This is a genomic window from Streptacidiphilus sp. PB12-B1b, from assembly GCF_014084125.1.
Taxonomy (GTDB): domain Bacteria; phylum Actinomycetota; class Actinomycetes; order Streptomycetales; family Streptomycetaceae; genus Streptacidiphilus.
Map to the genome: position 1 here is coordinate 5,050,148 of NZ_CP048405.1, position 22,632 is coordinate 5,072,779.

General features: G+C 74.2%; 13 protein-coding genes. 8 read left to right on the forward strand and 5 right to left on the reverse strand.

Annotation, left to right across the window (positions count from 1 at the left end; translation table 11 throughout):
• The first annotated feature begins 71 nt into the window (after positions 1–71).
• The 5 genes from GXW83_RS22125 (at position 72) to GXW83_RS22145 (ending at position 8,292) form a co-directional block, all read left to right on the forward strand.
• Positions 72–4,739: a type I polyketide synthase gene (locus GXW83_RS22125; protein WP_182447499.1), complete on the forward strand. Its 4,668-nt coding sequence runs from the start codon at positions 72–74 to the stop codon at positions 4,737–4,739.
• A gap of 17 nt (positions 4,740–4,756) precedes the next feature.
• Positions 4,757–5,080 (forward strand): phosphopantetheine-binding protein, encoded by a 324-nt coding sequence (locus tag GXW83_RS22130; protein WP_182447500.1) that lies wholly within the window; start codon positions 4,757–4,759, stop codon positions 5,078–5,080.
• Between the two features lie 2 nt (positions 5,081–5,082).
• The gene (locus tag GXW83_RS22135) at positions 5,083–5,952 is read left to right on the forward strand and encodes an alpha/beta fold hydrolase (protein WP_182444793.1); all 870 of its coding nucleotides are present in this window, start codon (positions 5,083–5,085) and stop codon (positions 5,950–5,952) included.
• Positions 5,949–7,166 carry a glycosyltransferase gene (locus GXW83_RS22140; protein WP_182444794.1) on the forward strand — a complete coding sequence of 406 codons (1,218 nt, stop codon included), beginning with the start codon at positions 5,949–5,951 and terminating at the stop codon, positions 7,164–7,166. Before GXW83_RS22135 ends, GXW83_RS22140 begins: the two co-directional genes overlap by 4 nt.
• 409 nt (positions 7,167–7,575) lie before the next feature.
• Positions 7,576–8,292: a class I SAM-dependent methyltransferase gene (locus GXW83_RS22145; RefSeq protein WP_370466750.1), complete on the forward strand. Its 717-nt coding sequence runs from the start codon at positions 7,576–7,578 to the stop codon at positions 8,290–8,292.
• An 83-nt stretch (positions 8,293–8,375) separates the two neighbouring features.
• Here the strand turns inward: GXW83_RS22145 and GXW83_RS22150 are convergent, their stop codons facing one another.
• From GXW83_RS22150 to GXW83_RS22170, 5 genes are all read right to left on the reverse strand, one after another.
• A complete protein-coding gene (locus GXW83_RS22150; RefSeq protein ID WP_182444795.1) occupies positions 8,376–9,821 on the reverse strand; it encodes a glyceraldehyde-3-phosphate dehydrogenase in 1,446 nt (481 codons plus the stop codon).
• A 234-nt stretch (positions 9,822–10,055) separates the two neighbouring features.
• Positions 10,056–13,049, reverse strand: a complete 2,994-nt coding sequence (locus tag GXW83_RS22155) for a hypothetical protein (RefSeq protein ID WP_182444797.1) — start codon at positions 13,047–13,049, stop codon at positions 10,056–10,058.
• Positions 13,046–14,905: an HSP90 family protein gene (locus tag GXW83_RS22160; protein ID WP_225447171.1), complete on the reverse strand. Its 1,860-nt coding sequence runs from the start codon at positions 14,903–14,905 to the stop codon at positions 13,046–13,048. The genes GXW83_RS22155 and GXW83_RS22160 overlap by 4 nt, the downstream gene beginning before the upstream one ends.
• Positions 14,906–14,916: 11 nt before the next feature.
• Complete coding sequence (locus GXW83_RS22165; RefSeq protein WP_182444800.1) at positions 14,917–15,930, reverse strand: hypothetical protein; 1,014 nt, start codon at positions 15,928–15,930, stop codon at positions 14,917–14,919.
• A 269-nt stretch (positions 15,931–16,199) separates the two neighbouring features.
• On the reverse strand, positions 16,200–16,589 hold the full coding sequence (locus GXW83_RS22170; RefSeq protein ID WP_182443339.1) for a transglycosylase SLT domain-containing protein: 390 nt from the start codon (positions 16,587–16,589) through the stop codon (positions 16,200–16,202).
• 1,090 nt (positions 16,590–17,679) lie between these two features.
• Between GXW83_RS22170 and GXW83_RS22175 the strand changes: the two genes are divergently transcribed.
• The 3 genes from GXW83_RS22175 to GXW83_RS35125 are packed head-to-tail and all read left to right on the forward strand — an operon-like array spanning position 17,680 to position 22,591.
• Positions 17,680–18,846, forward strand: coding sequence for a GNAT family N-acetyltransferase (locus GXW83_RS22175; RefSeq protein WP_182444801.1), 1,167 nt, complete (start codon positions 17,680–17,682; stop codon positions 18,844–18,846).
• Positions 18,843–20,075, forward strand: coding sequence for an acyl-protein synthase (locus GXW83_RS22180; protein WP_370466751.1), 1,233 nt, complete (start codon positions 18,843–18,845; stop codon positions 20,073–20,075). Before GXW83_RS22175 ends, GXW83_RS22180 begins: the two co-directional genes overlap by 4 nt.
• Complete coding sequence (locus GXW83_RS35125; protein ID WP_182444803.1) at positions 20,072–22,591, forward strand: acyl-CoA reductase; 2,520 nt, start codon at positions 20,072–20,074, stop codon at positions 22,589–22,591. The genes GXW83_RS22180 and GXW83_RS35125 overlap by 4 nt, the downstream gene beginning before the upstream one ends.
• Positions 22,592–22,632 lie beyond the last annotated feature (41 nt).

Sequence of the window (22,632 nt, forward strand, 5' to 3'; positions counted from 1 at the left end):
CCGCCCCGCAGCCGCATACGCCTGCCGCCACCGCCGCCGGTGCCGGGCGCTGCCCGGTGGCGGTGGTGGGCATGGCGGTGCTGCTGCCCGGCGCGCCGGACCTGGCGGCCTACTGGCGCAATCTGGTGGGCGGGGTGGACGCGATCACGGACGTCCCCGAGGGCCGTTGGGATGCGGGCTACTACGACCCGGCGGCGGCCTCCGGACCGGCCGCGTCGGACCGGCTCTACTGCCGTCGCGGCGGTTTCGTGGACGGGCTGGCCCAGGTGCAGCCGACGCGTTTCGGCATCATGCCGAGTTCGGTGCCGGGCACCGAGCCCGACCAGCTGATCGCGCTCCAGGTCGCCGCCTCCGCCCTGGCGGACGCGGGCGGCCCGGACCGGCTGCCCGACCGCGACCGGATCGGCGTGATCCTGGGCCGGGGCGGCTACCTGACGCCGGGTCTGGTCCGGCTGGACCAACGGGTCCGCAGCGCACACCAGTTGCTGCGCACCCTCAGCGAACTGATGCCGGATCTGACGTCCAGTCAACTCCGGCGCATCGGTGCCGCCTTCGCCGAGCAGCTGGGCCCGGAGCTGCCCGAGGCGGCGATCGGGCTGGTCCCCAACCTGGCCGCCTCCCGGGTGGCCAACCGGCTCGATCTGCGCGGCCCGGCCTACACGGTGGACGCCGCCTGTGCCTCCTCGCTGGTCGCCGTGGACCAGGCGGTCGGCGAACTGTCCACCGGGCGCTGCGACCTGGTGCTGGCGGGCGGGGTGCACCACTGCCACGACGTGACCTTCTGGAGCGTGTTCACCCAACTGCGGGCGCTCTCGCCGAGCCAGCGCATCCGCCCGTTCCACCGGGATGCCGACGGCATCCTGATCGGCGAGGGCACCGGCGTGGTGGTGCTGAAGCGCCTGGACGACGCGGAACGCGACGGCGACCGGGTCTACGCGGTGATCCGTGGCACCGGCGTGGCCGGGGACGGCCGCGCGGCGGGCCTGGCCAGCCCCGATCCGGGCGGCCAGAGCAGGGCGGTACGGGCGGCCTGGCGGGCTGCCGGGCTCGACCCGGCGGCGCCCGGCGCGCTGGGCCTGCTGGAGGCCCACGGGACCGCCACCCCGGCCGGTGACGCCGCCGAACTCGCCACGCTGGCCGAGGTGTTCGGTCCGGCCCGGGCCCGGCACGGCGAGCGCGCGGTGCTGGGCACGGTGAAGTCGATGATCGGCCACACCATGCCCGCGGCAGGCGTCGCCGGGCTGGTCAAGGCGGCGCTCGCGGTGCACCACGGCGTCCTGCTGCCCACGCTGCACTGCGACGATCCGCACCCGGCGCTGGCCGCGACCCGCTTCCGCACCATCGGATCGGCGCAGCCCTGGGAGTCCGACGGCGCGCCGCGCCGGGCCGGGGTGAACGCCTTCGGCTTCGGCGGCATCAACGCCCATGTGGTGCTCGAACAGGCACCCGTCCGCGCGGCCTCCCCGGCCTTCCCGACCGCGCGGACGCCCACGGCAGCCGCAGTGGTGGCCGAACCCGAGCGCGTGCTGCGGCTGGCCGCCGACGGGCCCGGGCAACTGGCCGCCCTGTTGGCCGCCGACGACGCGGCCGTACGCGCCGCCGGGCTGCCGGAGCACGCCGGTTCCGCGCCCCGGTGCCGGCTGGCGATCGTCGAACCGACCGGGAAACGCTTGGCGCTGGCCCGGCACGCGGTCGACCGGGGCCGGGCCTGGCGCGGACGCAACGACGTCTGGTTCGCACCGGAGCCACTGCTCGGCGCCGCCCAGCGCAGTGCCGGACAGGGCCGGATCGCCTTCCTCTTCCCGGGCCTGGAGGGCGAGTTCACCCCCCGGGTGGACGACGTCGCCGACCACTTCGGGCTGCCCCGCCCCGGCACGGCTCCGTCCGGCTCCGAGCCGGGCGCCCGGGTGGGCGACATCGGGCGGCACGGCGCGGGCGTGGTGGCGGTGGGCCGACTGCTGGACGCGGCGCTGCGCCGGATGGGCGTGCGCCCCGACGGCGTCGCCGGGCACAGCGTCGGCGAGTGGACCGCCATGATCACGGGCGGGCTGTACTCCGGCGCCTCCGTGGACACCTTCCTGGAGTCCTTCGATCCGGACGCGCTGCGCGTGCCCGGTCTGGCCTTCGCCGCGCTCGGGGTCTCCGCCGCGCGGGTCGGCGAGGCCCTGGCCACGGTGGACGGCATGGCGGACGTGGTGCTGTCGCACGACAACGCGCCGCAGCAGTCGATCGTGTGCGGCCCCCAAGAGCCGGTCGCCGAGCTGGTGCGCTGGTTCCGCGCGCGCGGCGTGCTGGGGCAGGTGCTGCCGTTCCAGTCCGGCTTCCACACCCCCATGCTGGAGCCCTATCTGGCGCCGATCCGGCAGGCCGCCGAGCGTTTCGACCTGCACCGGCCGCAGGTGCCGGTCTGGTCGGGGACGACCGCGGCGCCCTTTCCGCAGGCCGAGGCCGAGATCCGGGCCCTGTTCGTCCGCCATCTGCTGGAGCCGGTGCGGTTCCGGCCACTGGTGGAGGAGTTGTACCGGGCCGGTTTCCGGGCGTTCGTCCAGGTCGGCACGGGTCAGCTGGCCTCCCTGGTCGGTGACACGCTGGGGCGGCGGGACCATCTGGCGGTCGCGGCCAACTCCCCGCACCGCGACGGCCTGGCGCAGCTGCGCCGGGTGGCGGCGGCGCTCTGGGCGGACGGCGCCGAACCCGACCGGGCCGCCCTGCTCCCCGCCGGGCCGGGCAGCGTTCCCATCGCCCGACCGGCCCCGCCGGAGCACGGGACTGAGCACGGGACCGAGCACGGGGCCGAGCCGTCGCAGGAGCGCTCGCACGCCACCCTGCAGCTGGACCTGGGCTCCCCCCTGGTGTCCCTGCCCGCCGAGACCGTCGCCGCGCTGCAAAGGGAACTGAGGCCACGTCACACAGTAGCGGCGCGCACCTCCGAGCCGACCGAGCTGACCGAGCTGGCCGACAGCTCCCCGTTGGCAGCCGAATTGGACGCGCTGCTGCGCGAGACGGGCCGGGCGGCGGCCGAACTCATCGGCGCGGGGCGGAAGTCGGGGGCGCGTCGGCCGCTTCCGGCTCAACCCCCCGACGCCGTAACGCAGCCCGCGCCCGCACCGCGCGCGGCGCCCGGGCCGCACACCCGTCCGCTGCTGGTCTCCGTCGATGCCATGCCGTACCTGCTGGACCACTGCTTCTTCCAGCAGCGCCCGGGCTGGCCCGATCTCGGCGACCGCTGGCCGGTGGTCCCGGCCACCACCATCGTGCAGCACCTGCTGGATGCCGCCGAGCAGTTCGCGCCCGGCCGTACGGCCACCGGCATGAGCGCCGTGCGGTTCGGGCGCTGGGTTCCGGCCGCGACGCCGCTGGAGGTACAGCTCACCCTGCAGCCGGAGGCGGACGGCCGCCTGGCCGCCTCATTCGGCGACTTCGCCTCCGGCACAGTCGAACTGACGGAACGTCATCAACAGCCGCCTTCGGCCTGGCCGGTGGACCGGGACGCCGAGCGGGTGCCGGAGCACACCGCCGCCGACCTCTACCAGCAGCGGTGGATGTTCCACGGCCCGGCGTTCCAGGGCCTGACCGAGCTGACCGCCATCGGTGCGGCGCACGTCCGGGGGGTGATCACCGCGCCGTCCGCGCCCGGGGCACTGCTGGACAACGTCGGCCAGCTGCTCGGCTACTGGATCATGGCCACCCATACCGAACGCACCGTGGTCTTTCCGGTCGGCATGCGGCAGCTCCGCTTCTTCGGCCCGCCGCCCCGGCCCGGCAGCGCCGTCCACTGCCATGTCCGTATCGTCCGGCTCACCGACACCGTGCTCGAGGCGGATGTCCAACTGCGGTGCGGCCAAGCGGTCTGGGCGGAGATCCACGGCTGGCAGGACCGGCGTTTCGACAGCCGTCCGGAGACCCGGCCGGTGGAGCGCGCCGTCGAACGCAACACCCTCTCCGTCCCGCAGCCGGGCGGCTGGGTGCTGCTGCACGAACGCTGGCCCGACCTCGCCTCCCGCGACCTGATCATGCGCAACCACCTGGGCTCGGCCGAGCGCGACCGCTACGAGCAGCAGCCGCCGCGCCGCCGCCGGGCGTGGCTGCTGGGCCGGATCGCGGTCAAGGACGCCGTGCGGCGGTGGCTGTGGGAGCAGGGCGAGGGGCCCGTCTACCCGGCCGAGATCGAGGTGCTCAACGATGCGGACGGCAGGCCCTGGGTGCGCGGGCGGCACGGCCGGACGCTGCCCCGGCTCGACGTCTCGCTGGCGCACCGGGCCGGGGCGGCGGTGGCGCTGGTCCGGCCGTCCCGCGCGGACGGCGGGCCCGGGGTCGGCATCGACATCGAGGAGGCCGTCGACCGTCCGGCCGAGACGGCAGCGGTGGCGCTGGGCCCGGCGGAGCGCGAGCTGCTCGCCGCCCGCAGCGCCGCCTCGGACTCCGAGGCGGTCTGGTTCGCCCGCTTCTGGGCCGCCAAGGAGGCGGCGGCGAAGGCCGAGGGCACCGGGCTCGGCGGTCGGCCGCGCGCCTTCCGGGTCACCGCCGCCGAGGCCGACCAGGTGCAGGTCACGGTCGACGGCCCGGACGGCCCGCGCACCCACCGGGTGCACTGCGCCCGGGTCGGCAACCCCCCGGACCTGCCGGACCACGGCTTCGTCGTGGCCTGGACCACGCACCACACCGAGCACGCCGAGCACACCGACAGCGCCGAGCACACCGACAGTACCGAGCACACCGAAGGGACTGGAGCCACGTGACCACCAGCGAGCCGACCATGGAGCAGCTCCCGCCTGCCGAGACGCCGAGCCCCGCCGAGAGGGAGGTCCTCGCCGAGATCACCGGCATGCTGGCCACCGTCCTGGAGGAGTACGGCCTGGGCGACGTCGACGTCACCCCCGAGTCCCGCTTCACCCAGGATCTGGAGCTGGAGAGCATCGACCTGGTCACCTTGGCCGGGCTGCTCCAGGAGCGCTGGGGCGACCGGATCAACTTCGCCGAGTTCATCGCCGGCATGGAGCTGGACGAGATCATCGAACTGACCGTGGGCCGGTTGGTCGGCTATGTCGTGGACCGGCTGCAGACCGCCGATCGGAGCTGACCGTGGCCCTCCTCGACCTCGACGGGCTGCGCTGCCACGTCCAGCGGCTGGCCCCGCTGGACGGCGCTCCCCCGGCCGCCACCGCCGTGCTGGTGCACGGCCTGCTGACCGACAGCCTGGCCAGCTACTACTTCACCCTCGGGCCGGTGCTGGCGGCGGCCGGGGTGGAGGTGGTGATGTACGACCAGCGGGGCCACGGCCGCACCGCACGGCCGCCCACCGGCTACCGGCTCGACCACTTCCTGGACGATCTGGAGGCCCTGCTGGACCGGCTGTACCTCACCGGCCCGGTGCACCTGCTGGGCAACTCCTTCGGCGGCACGGTGGCGTTCGGTCTGGCGCAGCGCCGCCCGGAGCAGGTGCTGAGCATCCTGGCCATCGAGTCGGAACCGGCCACCCCGGCCTGGGCCGCCAAGATGGAGCGGCTGCTCGGCTGGACCGAGGCGCAGCTGGCCCGGGAGGAGTCCCTGGCCTGGGTCGCGGAGCAGCAGGGGGCGCACAAGGCGCGGCTGGCCCGGGCCGCCGGCAGGCTGCTGGCGGAGACCTCGCTGGCGCGCGACCTCCCGGCCAGCCGGGTGCTCTCCGAGGCCGGGATCGGCGCGATCGACTGCCCGGTCCTGGCGGTCTACGGCACCGAGTCGGACCTCGCCGAGCAGGCGGACTGGCTGGAGGGGCTGCTGCCCGCGTGCCGCAGCACCCTCGTCCCGGGGCAGGAGCACTCCGTCCTGGTGGAGGCGCCGGAGGTGGTGCGCGAGCTGGCGCTGTGCTGGCTGCTGGAGAACGGCGCCGGGCTGCGCGGTCCGGCCGCCGGGCTGCGCCGGCCGCTGCCGGTGAGCGGCGGGGCCGTGCGGGTCGCCGGGGGTGCCCGGTGAGCCGGTTCCTGTTCGTCGTCCCGCCGCTGGTCGGGCATGTGAACCCGGCGGTGGGGGTGGCGGCCGAGCTGGCCGCCCGTGGGCATGCCACGGCCTGGGCCGGGCTGCCGGAGCTGGTCGGCGGGCTGGCGGGCGCGGACGCCGAGGTGTTCCGCTGCGCGGTCGTCCCCGGGCAGGCGCCCGGCGAGCCGCTGCACCGGCCGCCGGAGCTGCGCGGCCCGGCCGCGCTGAAGTTCCTGTGGGAGGAGTTCCTGGTGCCGCTGGCCGAGGCGATGGCGCCCGGCGTGGCGGCGGCGGTGGAGCGCTTCCGCCCCGATCTGGTGGTCGCAGACCAGCAGGCGGTCGCGGGGGCGCTGGTCGCCGAGCGGCTGGGCCTGCCGTGGGCCACCTCGGCGACCACCTCGGCGGAGTTCAGCGGCGCGCTGGACGGCATGCCGCTGGTGGACGCCTGGATCGACGGCCTCCTGGGTGATCTGCGCAAGCGCATCGGCGCCCCGGAGGGCACGGCCGATCCGCGCTTCTCCCCGCTGCTGACCCTGGCCTTCACCACCCCGGAACTGGCCCGCCCGGGCGGCGGCGGGAGCCCCGAAGCCGCCGGACGCCGTCCGATCCGCTTCGTCGGCCCGTCCCTGGCCGCGCGGCCCACGGCCCCCTCCTTCCCCTGGGAGTGGCTGGACCCGGACCGCGCGCTGGTGCTGGTGAGCCTGGGCACGGCCAACACCGATGCGGGCGCAGCCTTTCTGACGGCCTGCCAGGAGGCGGTGCGGGAGCGCGCCGACCGGGTGCAGGCGGTGCTGGTCGACCCGGGCGGGGTGCTGGGCGGCCCCGCGCCCGACCGGGACGTCCTGGTCGCCCCGTCCGTGCCGCAGCTGCCGCTGCTGGCCCGCAGCGCGGCCGTGGTCTGCCACGCGGGCCACAACACCGTCTGCGAGGCCCTGTGGCACGGCGTGCCGCTCGTGGTGGCACCGATCCGCGACGACCAGCCGGTGGTGGCCGGGCAGGTGACCGTGGCGGGTGCGGGGGTCCGCGTCCGCTTCGGTCGGACCAGCGCCGCCCGGCTCGGCGAGGCCCTGGACGCGGTGCTCGGCGACCCCGCCTACCGGGCCGCGGCGCGGCGCGTCGGCGACTCGTTCCGGGCAGCCGGCGGGGCCGCCGCCGCAGCCACCCACCTCGAACGCCTGCTCGATCCGAGCCCAGCGAGGGAGAGCCGATGACCACCGGCACCGACGCACCCACCCACCGCCCGGACGACCAGCCGCGCCGCACCCGCACCGCCCGCCGGGCCGAGGCGCTCCGCGACCGGATCGCCGCGCTGCGCCCCGACTACGCGGCCGAGCTGGCCGACGGCACCGACCGCTTCTTCGAACCCCGGCGCAGCGACTGCCCTGGTGCGGCTCCGCCCGGCTGGGGGCCCGGCTGCGCACCAGCGACCTGCTGCAGCACAAGCCCGGACGGTTCGCCCTGGACGCCTGCGAGGACTGCGGCCACATCTTCCAGAACCCCCGGCTCTCCGGCCCCGGCCTGGACTTCTACTACCGCGACTTCTACGACGGCCTCGGCGAGCAGCGCCTCGGCGGCTTCTTCGGCACCCGCACCGGGACGTACCGCAGCCGCGCCCGGTCCGTGCTGCCGTACGCCGCCGCCCCCGGCCGCTGGCTGGACGTCGGCACCGGCCACGGGCACTTCTGCGAGACCGCCCGCGAACTCTTCCCGGACACCGCCTTCGACGGCCTGGACCTCAGCGAGGGCGTGGAACTGGCCCAGCGCCACGGCCGCCTGGTGCACGGCTTCCGCGGCACGCTGCCCGGCCGGGCGGCCGAACTCGCAGGGCAGTACGACGTGGTGAGCATGTTCCACTACCTGGAGCACAGCACCGAGCCGCAGCGCGAGCTGACCGCCGCCCGGCAGGCGCTGCGCCCCGGCGGGCTGCTGCTCATCGACGTGCCCGACCCGCAGTGCCGCTACGCCCGGCTGCTGGGACGCTGGTGGCTGCCGTGGCTGCAACCGCAGCACCTGAACCTGGTGCCGGTCGCCAATCTGCGCGAGCGGCTGGGCGAGCTGGGCTTCACCGTGGTGCTGGAGCAGCACGGCTCCCCGCACGACCCGGTCGACCTGCTGGCCGCCTGCTGGCTGCTGTTCGACGCGGTCGCGCCGCGCGAGGACGCCCCCTGGCTGCCGGGCGGCCCGCCGGCCGGCTGGCGGCGGGCCCTGCGCGGGGCGCTGTTCCTGGCCGCCGCGCCGGTGCTGCTGCTGGCCACCCTGCTCGACCATCTGATCGCCCGCTTCGCCGGCCGGGCGGGGCTGTCCAACGCCTACCGGCTGCTGGCCCGCCGGGAGTGACGGAACCCCCGCCGCCGCTCCCTCCGGTCGGGAGCGACGGCGGGGGCCGCCCGGATCACCTGGTGCGGATCGAACCGTGCCGGTCAGACCGCCGGGGCCGGGTAGGTCGGGTACTCCACCCCGGAGACGTGCTGCACGACCCGGACCACCTGGCAGGAGTAGCCGAACTCGTTGTCGTACCAGAGGTAGAGGATGGCGTTGTCGCCGTCGACCTTGGTCGCCCCGGCGTCCACGATGGAGGCGTGGCGCGAGCCGATGAAGTCGCTGGAGACCGCGTCCGGCGCGCTGATGAAGTCGATCTGGCGCTTGAGCGGCGAGGTCAGCGACACGTTGCGGAGGTAGTCCAGGACCTCCTCGCGGCTGGTCTCGCGGGCCAGCTGCAGGTTCAGGATGGCGATCGAGACGTCCGGCACCGGCACGCGGATCGAGCTGCCGGTGATCGGCGCCTTCAGCTCCGGCAGCGCCTTGGCGACGGCCGAGGCGGCGCCGGTCTCGGTGATGACCATGTTCAGCGGCGCCGAACGGCCGCGCCGGTCGGAGCTGTGGTAGTTGTCCAGCAGGTTCTGGTCGTTGGTGAACGAGTGGACGGTCTCCACGTGGCCGCGCAGGACGCCGTACTCCTCCGCCATCGCCTTCAGCGGCGGCACGATCGCGTTGGTCGTGCAGGAGGCGCAGGAGAGGATCTGCTCGTCCGGCTTGATCGTGTCGTGGTTGACGCCGTGCACGATGTTGGGGACGTCGCCCTTGCCCGGCGCGGTCAGCACCACCTTGGCGATACCGGGGCGCAGGTGCTTGGACAGGCCCTCGCGGTCGCGCCACCGGCCGGTGTTGTCGATCAGGATGGCGTCGTTGATGCCGTACGCCGTGTAGTCCACCGACGTCGGGTCGTCGGAGTAGATCACGGTGATCTCGTGGCCGTTGGCGACGATCCTGCTGTTCGCCTCGTCAACGGTGATCGTGCCCTGGAACTGGCCGTGGATCGAGTCGCGCCGCAGCAGCGAGGCGCGCTTGACCAGGTCCTCGCTGCCGCTGTTGCGGACGACGATGGCACGCAGCCGCAGACCGTTGCCGGAGCCGGCCTTCTCGATGAGCAGGCGGGCGAGCAGCCGTCCGATCCGGCCGAAACCGTAGAGGACGACATCGCGCGACTCGCGGCGCTCCTGCTTGTTCGGGCCGGTGGCGCCGGACACGGCCTCGGCGGTGAACTCCGCCACCGACAGTCCGCGGTCGTCGGTCTTGTACGTGGCGGCGAGCATGCCGATGTCGATCTGGGAGGGGCCCAGGTCGATCGCGGTGAGAGCCTGCAGGAACGGCAGCGTCTCGGTGACCGAGAGCTCCTCGCCGTCGATCTGGCGGGCGAACCGGTGGGTCTTCAGGATGCTGACCACCGACTTGTTCACCAGGGAACGGCTGTGCAGCAGGACCGTGACGTCCCTCTCCCGGTGCAGTCGCCCGATGATCGGGATCATCGACTCCGCGATCTCCTCGCGCTGCATCCAGTTCGTGAACACGTCGTCATTGACAGTCACAAGTTCATCTTTCGAGCTAGGCGATGACCCCATAGTAGCTTTCGGCCATCGTGATCAATCGGGCGGCCCCACCGGGGGCCCGGGACTCCGGCCGGGCAGACCGCCAGGTCAGGCAGGTCCGGACGCCACACTGCGGCTCGGCCGGAGCCATCCTGGCAGACCCGGGCCGGGAGGGGCCGCCCGGCGCCGGAGCGCCCGGCCCGCCGCAGGGGGCTCTCCTGCGGCGGACGGGGGCTAGCGGAGGCCGTCGCGGACCCGGCGCAGCGTGGCCGCCGCGTCGGCGAGGCCCGCGGCGTCCGCCTCGGCGGCGGCCTTGTCCAGCCGCTCCCGGGCCGCCGGGGCGCGGTCCAGGCCCCGGCCCTCGACCAGCGCCGCCATCCGGACCGCCTCGAAGCGCGGCCGCACCGCCGGGTAGCCGCCCTCGTCGTAGCAGGCGATGGCCTGCTCGAACGCGGCCAGCGCCTGCTCCGGGCGGCCGGTGGTGGCGTGGACCTGGCCCCGGGCGGTGCAGCACTGCGCCACGTCGACGTCCACGCTGACGAACTGCTCGCGCGCCGCCTGCGGGAACTCCTCGCGCAGCCGGTCGGCGCGGTCCAGGTAGCCGAGCGCCTCCTCGGCCGCCTCGGCTCCCCGGGCCTCGACGGCCTGCAGGGCGAGGGTGCGCAGCGTGTCGGTGAGGTCGGGCAGGCACGGCGCCTCCGCGTTGGAGGCCAGCGCCCGCTCCAGCGCCGCCCGCGCGCCCTCCCAGTTGCCCGCCTGGGCCAGCGCGCCGGCCGCCCCGGCGGCGGCGGAGGTCAGCGCGCCCTTCTCGGGCCAGCGGCTGACGGCCTCGGCCAGGTGCAGGAACTCCCGGGCGGCGTCGCGCGGCTCCCCCAGCGTCAGCAGGGCGTTGGCCAGGTCGACCCGGATCTGGGCGGTCAACTGCTCGGCAGCGGAAGGCACTTGGGGACCGTCGGAGGTCGCGCCCCCGGTGCCGTCCACGGCGGCCGGCGCGGGCGTGGGCGCGGGCGTCGGCGTGGGGTCGAGCAGGGTCTCCAGCACGGCCACCGCGTCCGCCACCGAGCCCTGTGCCAGCAGCACCCGGCTCAGGTGCCAGCGCGTCTCCCGCGCCTGCAACCGCTCGCCCTCGCGGTCCAGCCGCGCCGCCGCCTCCGAGAAGGCCCGCACCGCGGTCGGGTACTGCTCCGCGCGCATGGCGGTGCTGCCGAGCATCCGGTGCAGCGGTGTCAGCTCGCCCGGCTCGAGGTACGAGGGGGCCTGGGCCAGGCCCTGCTCCAGCTCGGCCAGGGCCTCGGGGTGGCGGCCCTGGGTGCTGAGCGCCAGCGCGAGCAGCAGGCGGCCGCGCGGCAGCCGCCACTCCCATCCCCGCTCGGTGAAGATCTCGATGGCCCGGCGGGCGGACGCCTCGCCCTCGACGGGTTCGCCGTGGGCGGACTGGAACTCAGCCAGCACCTCGTGGGCCAGCGAGACCTGGACGGCCCGGTCGGTGCAGCGGCCCTCGGCGATCAACGCCTGCGCCTCCGCGGTGAACACCTTCACCCAGTGCGCCTGCCGATCCGCTCCCCCGGCCCGGAACTGGGCCTGACGCGCCGTCAGAATCCGACTCTGCCGCACCACGAGCCGCCGGACCAGGGCCTCGGTCCGCTCCTCCTCGGTGGCGAAGTCGGCCGCGATCAGGGCCTGGATCTCGGCCAACAGGCCCTCCAGGACCGGCCAGGCCGCCTCCACCGCCGCGATCGCGGCGGCGGGCGGGAGGTCGTCCCGGGTGGCCTCGCACCAGGCGAGTTTCGACGCTGCCCCGATCCTGCGGGCGGTCCGCCCGGCCCGGGTGTAGTGGTCCACGGCCTCGCGCAGGCGCGCGGCGCAGGCGTCCCAGTCGTCGGCCTTGGCGGCGCGCTGGGCCAGTTCGGACGCGATCTCGGCGCGGAGCAGCTCGTCCACGGCGACGTCCTCGGCCTCGGCCCGCTTCAGCAGCGCGTCCCACAGGGCACGTGCGCGGGGGTCGCCGTCCCGGTCCAGGCGGCGCACCTCGGCGACGAGTTCGGCGAAGTCCTGCGGCGCCTCGGCGACCGGCGGCGCCGACTGCCCGGCGCGGACGGCGGCCGGCCGGTCGGCCAGGGCCGAGGTCTGCACACCGAGGTTGAGCTGGGCGTGCAGCGGTCGGACGGCGAGCCGCTCCCGGCGGCGTCCGGAGACCGTGCCGTTGCCGTTGCGGGCGTCGAAGCGCGCCGCCAGCGCGTCGGCCTGCCCGGCCACGGTGTCGTGCAGCGCGGCGACCGTCCACGCCGTTCCCAGCGGCCCGGCGCACGGCAGGTGGCCGTGGCCGGTCCCGACCAGCCGCGCCAGCAGCAGCTGGACTCCGGTGAGGAAGTCGAGCCGGCTGGACGGCGCGGCGGTGAAGTCGAACAACCCCCGGTTCTGCGCCAGCAGTTCGAGGCCGCGGGCCTCGTTGCCGGTGAGCGCGCAGAACTCCAGGTGCCGGCCGACCGAGCTGAGTTCCGCCTCCTGGCCGCGCACCTTGCGGTAGCCGGTGAGGTGCGCGGCGCGCGCCTCGTCCAGCCGTCCGAGCCGCAGCAGCGGCAACAGCGCCAGGGCCTGGCTGTTGTGCGGCTCCTCGTCGCAGCCGACCTGGCCGTCGAAGGTGGGCTGCAGCTCGGCCAGCGCCTGCCGGTCGTCCCCGTGCCGGATGTGGTGGGCGGCGCGGGTCCGGGCCTCGCAGGCGGCGCAGTCGCTGAGCTGGGTGCGGCCACGGGTGGCCCACAGCTCGTACGCCAGTTGCTCGCCCTCGCCCAGGTGCCGGGCCAGGGCGTACTCCTGGGCGTGGACCGGCTGCAGGTCGTGGCCCTGCGCCCGGTAGCGGCGGCGCATCTCGGCGATCCAGCCGCGGATCGACGCCAGCGGCACGTCCGGGGTGGAGAGCAGCCCGGAGCCGACCCACTTGAAGTACCAGAACAGCCGGTGCACTTCGGACTCGTCGAAGGCCTTCGGGTGCTCGTCCCACAGCCCCAGCAGCCGGGCGAACGCGACCGGGTACTTCACCACCTCGCCGCTGCCGTGGTAGCCGCGCATCAGCTCCACCAGGGCCGAGACGGTGACCTCGGGATCGCCGAACGCCTCGGCGGCCTCGACCAGTTCCTCGGCGATCGCCACGGTGGCGCGCCCCCGGGGCCGCTCCCGGTTCTCCCGCAGGGCCTGGAAGAACTCGTCCCTCGTACTGGGTGCAGTCATGGCTGGGCCTTCCCGTGTCCGGTGTCGGCGGCCTGGGTTGCGAAGTCGAGCAGGCCCAGGAAGGAGCGGTTGAGCAGTGCGTGGTCGGTGGGCCGCAGCGGTCGCCGGGAGAGCAGCAGCGCCTGGCCGTAGAGCGCTTCGATGGCCGTCTCCGACAGGTGCGGGTCGGCGGTCCCGGCCAGCTCCGCGAGCCTGCGGATGAGCGGGTTGAGGTGGTTCAGGATCAGCTGCGCGCGGGGCGCGGAGGAGCTCAGCGAGCCGAGAATGCCCGCCCACAACTCGTCTGCCTGGGAGGAGAGTTCGGCGCGTCGGCGCTCGTGCCGGGCCTCCCGGTTGTCGACCAGCATCGCGGGCACGCCGACCGGCTGGAAGGAGCGCAGCACCACGTCGGTGTCGAACCGGTCGGCGACCGCCCTGGCGCGCGCCAGGAAGGGGGCGGCGGCCAGTTCGGCGGCCGGGTCCACACTGTCCAGGTGCGCGCTGACGGTCTCCGGGTCCAGGTCGGCGACGCTGATGCCGGGCCGGATCTGCGGCAGCTGGTGCACCAGCTCCCGGTCGTACACGTAGCCGCCGTTGACCACGCCCAGCCCGGCGGCGGCGGCGATCGGCGCGACCTGGCGGAACTCCTCGACGGTCCGGGTGACCAGCACCACCGGGTGGGCGCGGGTGAACTCGTCCAGGCTGACGGTGCCGTCCGTGGTCTCGAAGGGCAGCCACGGCAGCAGCAGCGCGAGCAGCTGGTCGTCGTAGCGGGCCAGCGCCTTCACGGCCAGGTGGTGCACGTCCAGGAAGCGCCGCAGCAGCGCCAGGTCCGAGGCGGCCAGGCCGGTCAGCCACTGGCGTACCCGGTCGCCGATGGCGTCGCGGACGGCGGCCAGTGTCTCGTCCTCGTACAGCGCCTCGCGCGAGGCGGTGGGGCGCAGGCCGGTGGTGTCCACCACGCAGGAGACGAAGAAGGCCCAGTCCGGGACGAGTTCGGTGGCCTGGTCGGACAGCAGCATGCCCTTGAGGTGCACGCGGTTGCCGGAGCGCTTGGTCGGGTGCGCGGGCGTCGGCAGCACGAAGGCCACGCCCTTGAGACCGACCAGGGGGATGTCCAGGTCGATGGTGTCCAGCGGGGTGAAGTCGAAGACGGACCTGCCGTACGCGGCCAGGGCCTCGCGGCGGGCGAAGGGCGAACCGTACGGGCGCTCCCACACCGGCGGGGTGTCGTTCACCTGGATGGTGTCGCCGTGCCGGTCGACGACCTCGACCCGGTAGCGCAGCAGCGAGCCGAAGTGACGGGCCAGCTGCACCACCCGGGACGGCTCCAGCCACTCGCTGCCGTCGGCGCGTGGGGTGAGCGTCACCGTGGTGCCGGGTTGCGCGACCGTTCCGGCGGGCAGGGTGCGGATGCTGTACGTGCCGTCGCTGCGGCCGTGCCACTCGACGGCGGGCGCACCCGGTTCGCGGGCGCTGCGCGACACCACGGTGATCTCGTCCGCGACCACGAAGCAGGCGAGCAGGCCGATGCCGAACTGGCCGATGAAGTCGGCGCGCGCGGCGGACAGGTCGAGCCCGCCGTCCGCGTTGCGCTTGGAGGAGCGCCCGATGGTGGCGAGGAAGGTGTGCACGTCGGACTCGGTGAGCCCGACGCCGGAGTCCTCGACGACGATGCCGCCGCCCGCACCGGTGCGGATGGTGATCCGCGCGGGGGCGTCGGGGTCGAGCAGCCGCCGCGCGGTGATGGCGTCCACGGCGTTCTGCATCAGCTCCCGCAGGTAGACCCGGGGCGAGGAGTAGAGGTGGTGGGACAGCAGGTCGACCAGGCCGCGCAGATCGACCTGGAACGTGTGGCCCGGCTGGGGTGTGGTCACGGGAGTGGCTCCTACTTCCTCTTCTTGCATTCCTGCCGCGCCGTGGCGAACACCTGACCGGGGCTGCCGACGTAGGCCCACGGGAAGCGGGTCGGGTGGTCGCCGATGCGCTGGAACAGGTCCCGGGCCAGGGCCCGTTCGCCCGCGAGCCAGAACACCATGGCGAAGGCGTTGAGCGCGCCGTACGGGGATTCGGTGGGCGCGTACGCCGGGTGCAGCACCGAGACGGCGGCGGCCTGCTTCAGCTCGGCGACGACGCTGCCGCCGCGCAGGTAGCCGGGGCGCTCGGCCTTGGGCAGCTCGAACCAGTGCTCGATGTGCGCGTACGCGGTCAGCACGCCGAGGGTGCTGCCGGGCGGGGCCTGTTCGACCGCCTGCCGGGCGAAGCCGTGCATCTGCTCGTGCGAGCCGCCCCACTTGGCGCACAGCTGCTGCAGCATCGCCGCGTGCAGCGCGGTGTGGTGCGGGGCGCGGCGGACCCCGGCGTCGAACCGCCGCCGGGTGACGGCGTGGCCGTGCTCCAGGCCGCGCGAGGCGGTGGTCAGGAAGCACCACGGCGAGGCCGATTCGGGGTCCAGCTCGACGGCGGCGTAGAGGTGTTCCTCGGCGGTCCGCAGCCGCTCGTGGAAGGTGTGGAACTGCTCCTGGGTGACCCGGGCGGCGCGGGCGCCGGTGCGCGCCTCCCAGGCCCAGGCGACATGCCGGGCCCCGGCGACGCTGAGGGCGAGCGGGTTGTCCGGCAGCCGCTCGGGGAGGTTCAGCAGGAAGTCGCCGCCGATGTCCTCGACGCCGCTGATCAGCCAGGTCAGCCGGGCGTGGTCGGCGCGCTCCCGGCAGGGCTTCAGCACGGCCTCCACGGCGGGCCAGTCCGCCCCGGCCACGGCCGTGCGGAGCGCGACCAGCTCCGGGTCGCCGTGGCCGGGGTCGATCGGCACCGGCCGCGGCCCCCGGGCGGCGGTACTGCTCGGACTGCGTTTCCCCAGCGAGCGGGCGACGGCGGCGGCCGCGATCACGGCAGGCGCCACCAACGAAAGGCTTGACACGTGTTCCCCTCCAACGGCCGGCCCGGCGGTTCGCGCGTCCGGCAGCCGTAGGGTAACCGACCGCGCCGACACCGCGACACCATGTTTTGCGGGGCTCCGCCGCAGGTGGGAGCCGGTCCGCTCGGCGGAGATGGCCCGATTGCCCGGGTCTGTCGGCAGCCGTGGTGCGGGTGTGCGGCGGCGCGCCGCGGTCGTGTGACCGGGCGCGCCGTGGGGTGGTGCGGGGTGGTGCTGGTGTGAGTGGGGGTTGCTCAGTACCAGTTGTGGGCCTGCCAGAAGGACCAGGCGGCGTTGGGGCTGCCGTAGCGGCTGTCCATGTAGCCCAGGGCCCACTTGATCTGGGTGGTGGCGCTGGTCTGCCAGTCGGCGCCGGCGGAGGCCATCTTGGAGCCGGGCAGGGCCTGGCCCAGGCCGTAGGCGCCGGAGGAGGCGTTGGTGGCGGTGACGTTCCAGCCGCTCTCGTGGGAGATGATCTGGTCGAAGGAGGCCAGCTGGGAGGCGGGGACGATCTGGGCGGCGATGGCCTGGGGGGTGGTGGCCGAGGCGGTGGAGGGGGCGATGGCCGCGCCGATGGAGACGATGCTGGCGGCGGACAGGAGCAGCGCGGCGGAGGTGCGCAGGCGGGTGTTGAGCAGCTTCATGGGAGAGTCAGACCTCAGGGTGTAGGCGGTGCCCTCGCCCAGGGGTGTTCCGTGCGGCAGACAGGGCCGCACGGTGCGGGGCGGGACACGGGGCACCACCGCAGAGGGGTGGGTGCCGGGCGGATGACCTGCGGCGGGAGCGCCGCGGCGTCGTTCGACTCAGCCATTGTTAGCGGGCCCCGGGACGAACTCCAAGACCCCCTGATACGACCCCCGATCGTAGGACGAGCCACCACGGCCCACGCCGGGCGGCCTCGCGTACCCGGCTCGCACTGGTGCAAAACATCGGGAATCGGAAATATCGCATCTGTCCGGTATGCCGCCCTGAGCTGCGGCGATGCCGATCACCCCGGCGTCGGATCGGCACCGGGGCGGCGCCGGGCGCCGACGGCCGCACCGGGCGGCGGCACCCCTGCGGGGAGGTCTACTACCCCCGGCCGTGGACGCCTCGGGGCCTGTGAGCACCATCACCAGCAGAGTGCCCTGTATGACCGATTTGCCGCTTAAGGAACCCCGGCGAATGCGGTACGCACCCATCGAAAACCAGGCATATCGGGCGCGAGCGCCTGCGCATCCCGGATTACGGCCCCGAGGCCGCCCCGAGCACGTGCACCCTGCACGTATTTCCGGCCCCCAAGGCCCCGGGGCACGCCCCGCACCGGCGGCTGCGGAGTCGACCGTCCCGCGATTGGCATGTCCACTGACGTCACATCCGGATTCTTTCCTTCGTAGGCGTTCCGGAAAGACCCCGTTTACCGGTCGGCCCGCTCCGATCGCGTCCGAACTGTGATCCTGGTCGCATCGCCCGGATGTCCACGCTGGTCAGCGAAGTGAGGCATGATCAGCTTCGGCGTCCACGCGCTACGCTGATCTCATCGGCGGCTCACAGCTGAGCCGTTGACCTCTCTCTTCCTGCCCGCTGCCGCGTCGGAGGCACCGTCCCCCGGCGTGGCGACTGCGGCACGGCAGCTGCCACGCGCGGACCGCCGTGAGGCGGCGCCCTACCCGGGATTCCGCCGCGTGACCGTGAGAAATCGGCCTCACCGTGCGCCCTGCGATCCAGGGCGCACCAGCTCCTCGGGGAGGTACTGTGCCTTTCGCTTTAACCACCGCCCAGCTCGACGACGTGGACGGTCTGCTCACGCTCTACCGGCAGGTGTACGGCCGCAGCTATGCGCTGCCGCTCGGCACCGACCCGGAAGTGATGGCACACGAAATAACGTCCCCGCTCACCACCTGGCTCGTCGCCCGGCAGCCCGGCAGCGGGCGGATCGTGGGCTCCATCCTGGGCACGCTGGACCCGGCCGAGGGGCTGGGCAAGCTCCAGGGCCTGGTCGTCCACCCGGACGCACGCGGCTCCGGACTGGCCCACCAGGCCGTCCGGCAGCTCAGCGACCTGATGCTCAGCGGGGACCGCCCGGCCGACTCGGTCTACAGCACCGCCCGCACCAACTCCACCGCGCCGCAACGGATATGCCTGCGCAGCGGCTTCCATCCGCTGGGCATGTTCCCCAACCTGCGCAAGGCCGACCGGCACGAGACGATGGTGCTGGTGGCCCGTTACCGCGAGGGCGTCCTGGAGCGCCGGCTGCCCGTCCCCCGGGTGCCGGCCGCGCTGGGCGGCCTGGTCCGGGCGCTGAAGGGCGCGCTGGACGGCGCTCCGGGCGGCGCGGACCTGCCGCTCCCGGAGATCGTGGACCAGCCGCTCGGCGAGGTCCGCGGCAGGCGCGGGGCGGCCGGGCTCGAGGTGGAGGTCATCGACGCACCCCGGTTCGTGCTGCGCCGGATGGCCGAGGCGGTACCCGATCCGGACCGGCGCTTCTACCCCTTCCACACGCCGAACGTGCTGCTCAGCTCCCAGGACGGGGCCCACGAGGTGTACGCCCAGCTGAACGCCTCGGACGGCTACTGCACGCTGATCGGCGCCTCCCCCGGCCTGACCGCCGTGGGCGACGACCTGGGGCCGCTGATCGAGCGGCTGGCCGAGTACGGCGCCTCCTACATCGAGACGCTGCTGCCGATGGACCGCTACGACGATCTGCGGCTGCTGCTCGCCCACGGCTTCCTCCCGGCGGCGGCGTACCCGGCGATGCGCAGGCACGGCGACGGCTTCCGCGACCACGTGGTGATGGCCCGCACCCTGCAGCCGCTGGACTTCCGCGGCCTGGCCATCGACGCGGCCTTCCAGCCCTTCACCGAGCAGTACATCGAGCTGTGGAAGCAGCAGTACCTCGACACCCATGGGGTTTTCCAGTGAACCAGTCAACCGACACCACCACGGCCGCCCGATCGGCGCCGCCCGTGCCGCCGCTGGCGGCCAGGTACCTGGAGCCGCTCCAGGTACCCGATCCCGCCGCGCTGGCCCACGTCCAGCAGCTGTTGGACATCGTCGAGCCCTACACCGTGGGCGAGGAGGCCGACGCCCTCTTCGTCCGGGCGATGAACGAGTCCAACGCCTGGCACGACGCCCGCTCCCCGTTCCACCAGCGGCTGTCGGCGTCGGCGCCCAGGGCCGGACGGCCGCTGGAGTCCATCACCGAACTGGACCAACTGCCGTTCATCCACGCCAACTTCTTCAAGGCGCACGAACTGCTCTCGATACCCCGCGAGGAGGTGCAGCTGAACGTCACCTCCTCGGGCACCACCGGGCAGAAGTCGCAGATGTTCTTCGACACCTGGACGCTGCGCTCGGGGCAGCGCATGGTCGCCCGCATCCTGGACGCCAACGGCTGGATCGGCTCGGACGAGCCGGTGAACTACCTGCTCTCCAACTACCAGCCGCACCCCGGCCTCAACCTCGGCACCTCCTTCACCGACGAGTACCTGTGCCACTTCGCCCCGGTGCGCTCGGCCGAGTACGCGCTGAAGAACACCGGCAGCGGCCACGAGTTCGACCCCTTCGGCTGCGTCCGCGCACTGCTGCGGTTCGCCGAGGAGGGCGCGCCGGTGCGCATCCTGGGCTTCCCCGCGTTCCTCTCCTTCACCCTCGACCGGATGCGTGAACTCGGCCTGCCCCCGGTCCGGTTGAACCCGGAGTCGCTGGTGCTGTTCGGCGGCGGCTGGAAGGGCCACGCGGACCGGCAGGTCGCCCGGCCGGAGCTGTACCGGCGGATCCACGAGCAGCTGGGCATCCCGGACGAGCGGATCCGGGACGGCTTCGGCGCCGTCGAGCACTCCGTGCTCTACCTCGAGTGCGCCCGGCACCACCTGCACGTGCCCACCTGGTCCCGGATGCTGGTGCGCGACGTCCGCACGCTGGCCCCGCTGCCGTACGGGGAGCGCGGCTACGCCCAGTTCGTCACGCCGTACATCACCTCCGTCCCGGCGCAGTCCGTGCTGATGGGCGACCTGGTGTCGCAGCACGCGCCCGAGGAGTGCGGCTGCGGACTGCCCACGCCCTGGTTCACCGTGCACGGGCGGGCCGGACTCAGCCGGAACCGCAGCTGCGCCATCGCCGCCGCCGAACTGCTCAAGGGGAGCGCATGACCGCCGAACAGCACTACTGGCAGGGCGCCTGGGTCGACCGGGCCGAGGCCGACCGGCGCCTGGACCGGCTCGACGGCTACGTCCGCGAGGCCCTCGCCGAACGGCTCAGCCCGCTGCTGGTCCTGGCCGCCTGCGACCGGCTGGCCGCCGCCCTGGCCGACCCGTCCAGCCCGCAGGCCGGACGTCTGGCCGCCTGCCTGCGCGAGGCGCGGCTCCCGGAGGACGAGACCGCCCGCACCCTGGGCGACGTCGCCGAGGCGCTCTCCCGGGAGAACCTGGAGACCAAGCTGATGCGCGAGTTGGGCGGCACCGATCCGGGCCGCCTGGCCCGCTTCGACTTCCGCCGGGAGATCTTCGAGGGCTGGCTGCCGGTCGGCCTGCTGGTGCACATCGCCCCCGGCAACGCCCCCGCGGCCGGTGCGCTCAGCGTGGTCGAGGGCCTGCTCGCCGGGAACGTCAACGCCGTCAAGACCAGCGGCGGCGGACGCTTCACCCACGCGCTGCTGTCCGAACTCGCCGACCTGGACCCGACCGGCGCCATCGCCGCCCGGGTGATCGTGCTCGGCTTCCCCTCCTCGCGCACGGCCTGGCTGCAACGGCTGTGCGCCGCCGCCGACGCGGTGGCCGCCTGGGGCGGCGAGGAGGCCCTGGCCGGGGTCGCGGCCCTGGTCCCGGCCGGCTGCCGACTGGTCGACTGGGGCCCCAAGCTCTCGTTCAGCTACCTCACCTCGGACGCCTGGGCGCACCGCGAGACGCTGCTCGGCATCGTCGACGACATCTGCCGACTGGACCAGCAGGCCTGCTCCAGCCCGCAGGTGATCTACCTGGACACCGCCGACCCGGAGCAGGTCTTCGCCTTCGCCGAGCGCTTCGCCGGGGTGCTGGCCGAGGCCGTGCCCGGTCTGGCCCCGGCCGTCCCCGGGCTGCTGGAGAGCGCGGAGATCAGCAACACCGTGCAGGTGGCGCGGCTGGAGGAGCACCTGGGGCTGACCCGGGTGCACGCCGCCGAGGACGGCAGCTGGCACGTGCTGGCCGACACCCGGGCGGCGCTGCGGGCCTCCCCGCTGTTCCGCACGGTGTGGGTGAAGCCGCTGCCGCGCAAGGAGATCGGCGCGGTGCTGCGGCCGATGCGCCGCTACCTGCAGACCGTGGGCATCGGCGCGGACCGCCGCGACACCGCCGAACTGGCCGCCGCCGTCCTGACCGCCGGGGCGCAGCGGGTGACCGTCCCCGGCGAGATGCTGAGCAGCTACGACGGCGAGCCGCACGACGGCGTCTACGCGCTCCAGCGCTACAGCCGCCGGGTGGACGTGCAGTTGGACGCCCGGTTCGCCGGCGACGCCTGCCTGGACGACCTGGTCGGCGCGCGCGAACTGCCCGCCCCGCCGGTGCCGGTGACCTCCAAGAGCGACTTCGAGCTGTTCCAGACGGATCTGAGCCGGGCGGAGGTGTTCTTCCGCAGCGGCGGCAGCTCCGGCGCGCCCAAGCTGTCCGCGTTCACCTGGGACGACTACCACGAGCACATGCGCTCGGGGGCCGAGGGGCTGCTGGCGGCGGGCTTCGAGCCGCGCAGCGACCGGGCGATGAACCTCTTCTTCGGCGGGCAGCTCTACGGCGGCTTCCTCAGTTTCTTCTCGGTGCTGGAGACGCTGCAGGCGGTGCAGTTCCCGATGGCGGCCCAGGACGACCACGCCCTGGTCGCCCGCGCCGTCGTCGAGCACCGGGCGGACACGCTGTTCGGCATGCCGAACTACCTGCTGCGGGTCTTCACCGAGGGCGCGGAGGTGCTGCGCGGCTACCGGGGCGTGCGCAAGGTCTTCTTCGGCGGCGAGCACTTCCCGGAGAGCCAGCAGGCTTGGCTGCGTGAGGAGTTCGGGGTCGAGCTGATCCGCTCGGCCGCCTACGGCAGCGTGGACGCCGGGCCGCTGGGCTACCAGTGCCCGCAGGCGCCGCCGCGGGTGCACCACCTGTTCAGCGGCCTGCAGACGCTGGAGATCCTGGCCAGGGACGAGGACCGTCCGGCGTCCCCGGGCGAGGTGGGGCGGCTGGTGTTCACCGGGCACACCCGGCGCGGCCAGCGCCTGGACCGCTACGAGATCGGCGACCTGGGCCGCTGGGTGGAGGGCGACTGCCCGTGCGGTCGCCGCACCCCGCGCTTCGAGCTGCTGGGCCGGTTCGGCGACATCTTCCGCAGCGGCAGCCACTTCCTGAACCACCGCCGGTTCGCGGCCGTCGCCGAGGAGTCGTTCGGGCACCGCCGGGCCCTGCAGATCCTGCTGGACGAGGACGCCACCGGGGAGTCGCTGACGGTCCGGCTGGAACAGGGCGAGGGCCTGCCGGAGCCGGACGCGGTGGTCCGGGTGCTGCTGGCCGAGTACCCCGAGCTGGCGGCGGCGGTGACCCGGGACCGGCTGGTGACGCTGCACGTCGAGCAGGCGGCGGCGGGGGCGTTCGAGCGGACCCCGGGCAGCGGCAAGCTGCCGGCGGTCGTGGACCGGCGCACCCGCAACAACTGACGGCCCTGCCGACTCCCGTGGGTGCGAAGGCGGTTGCCGTC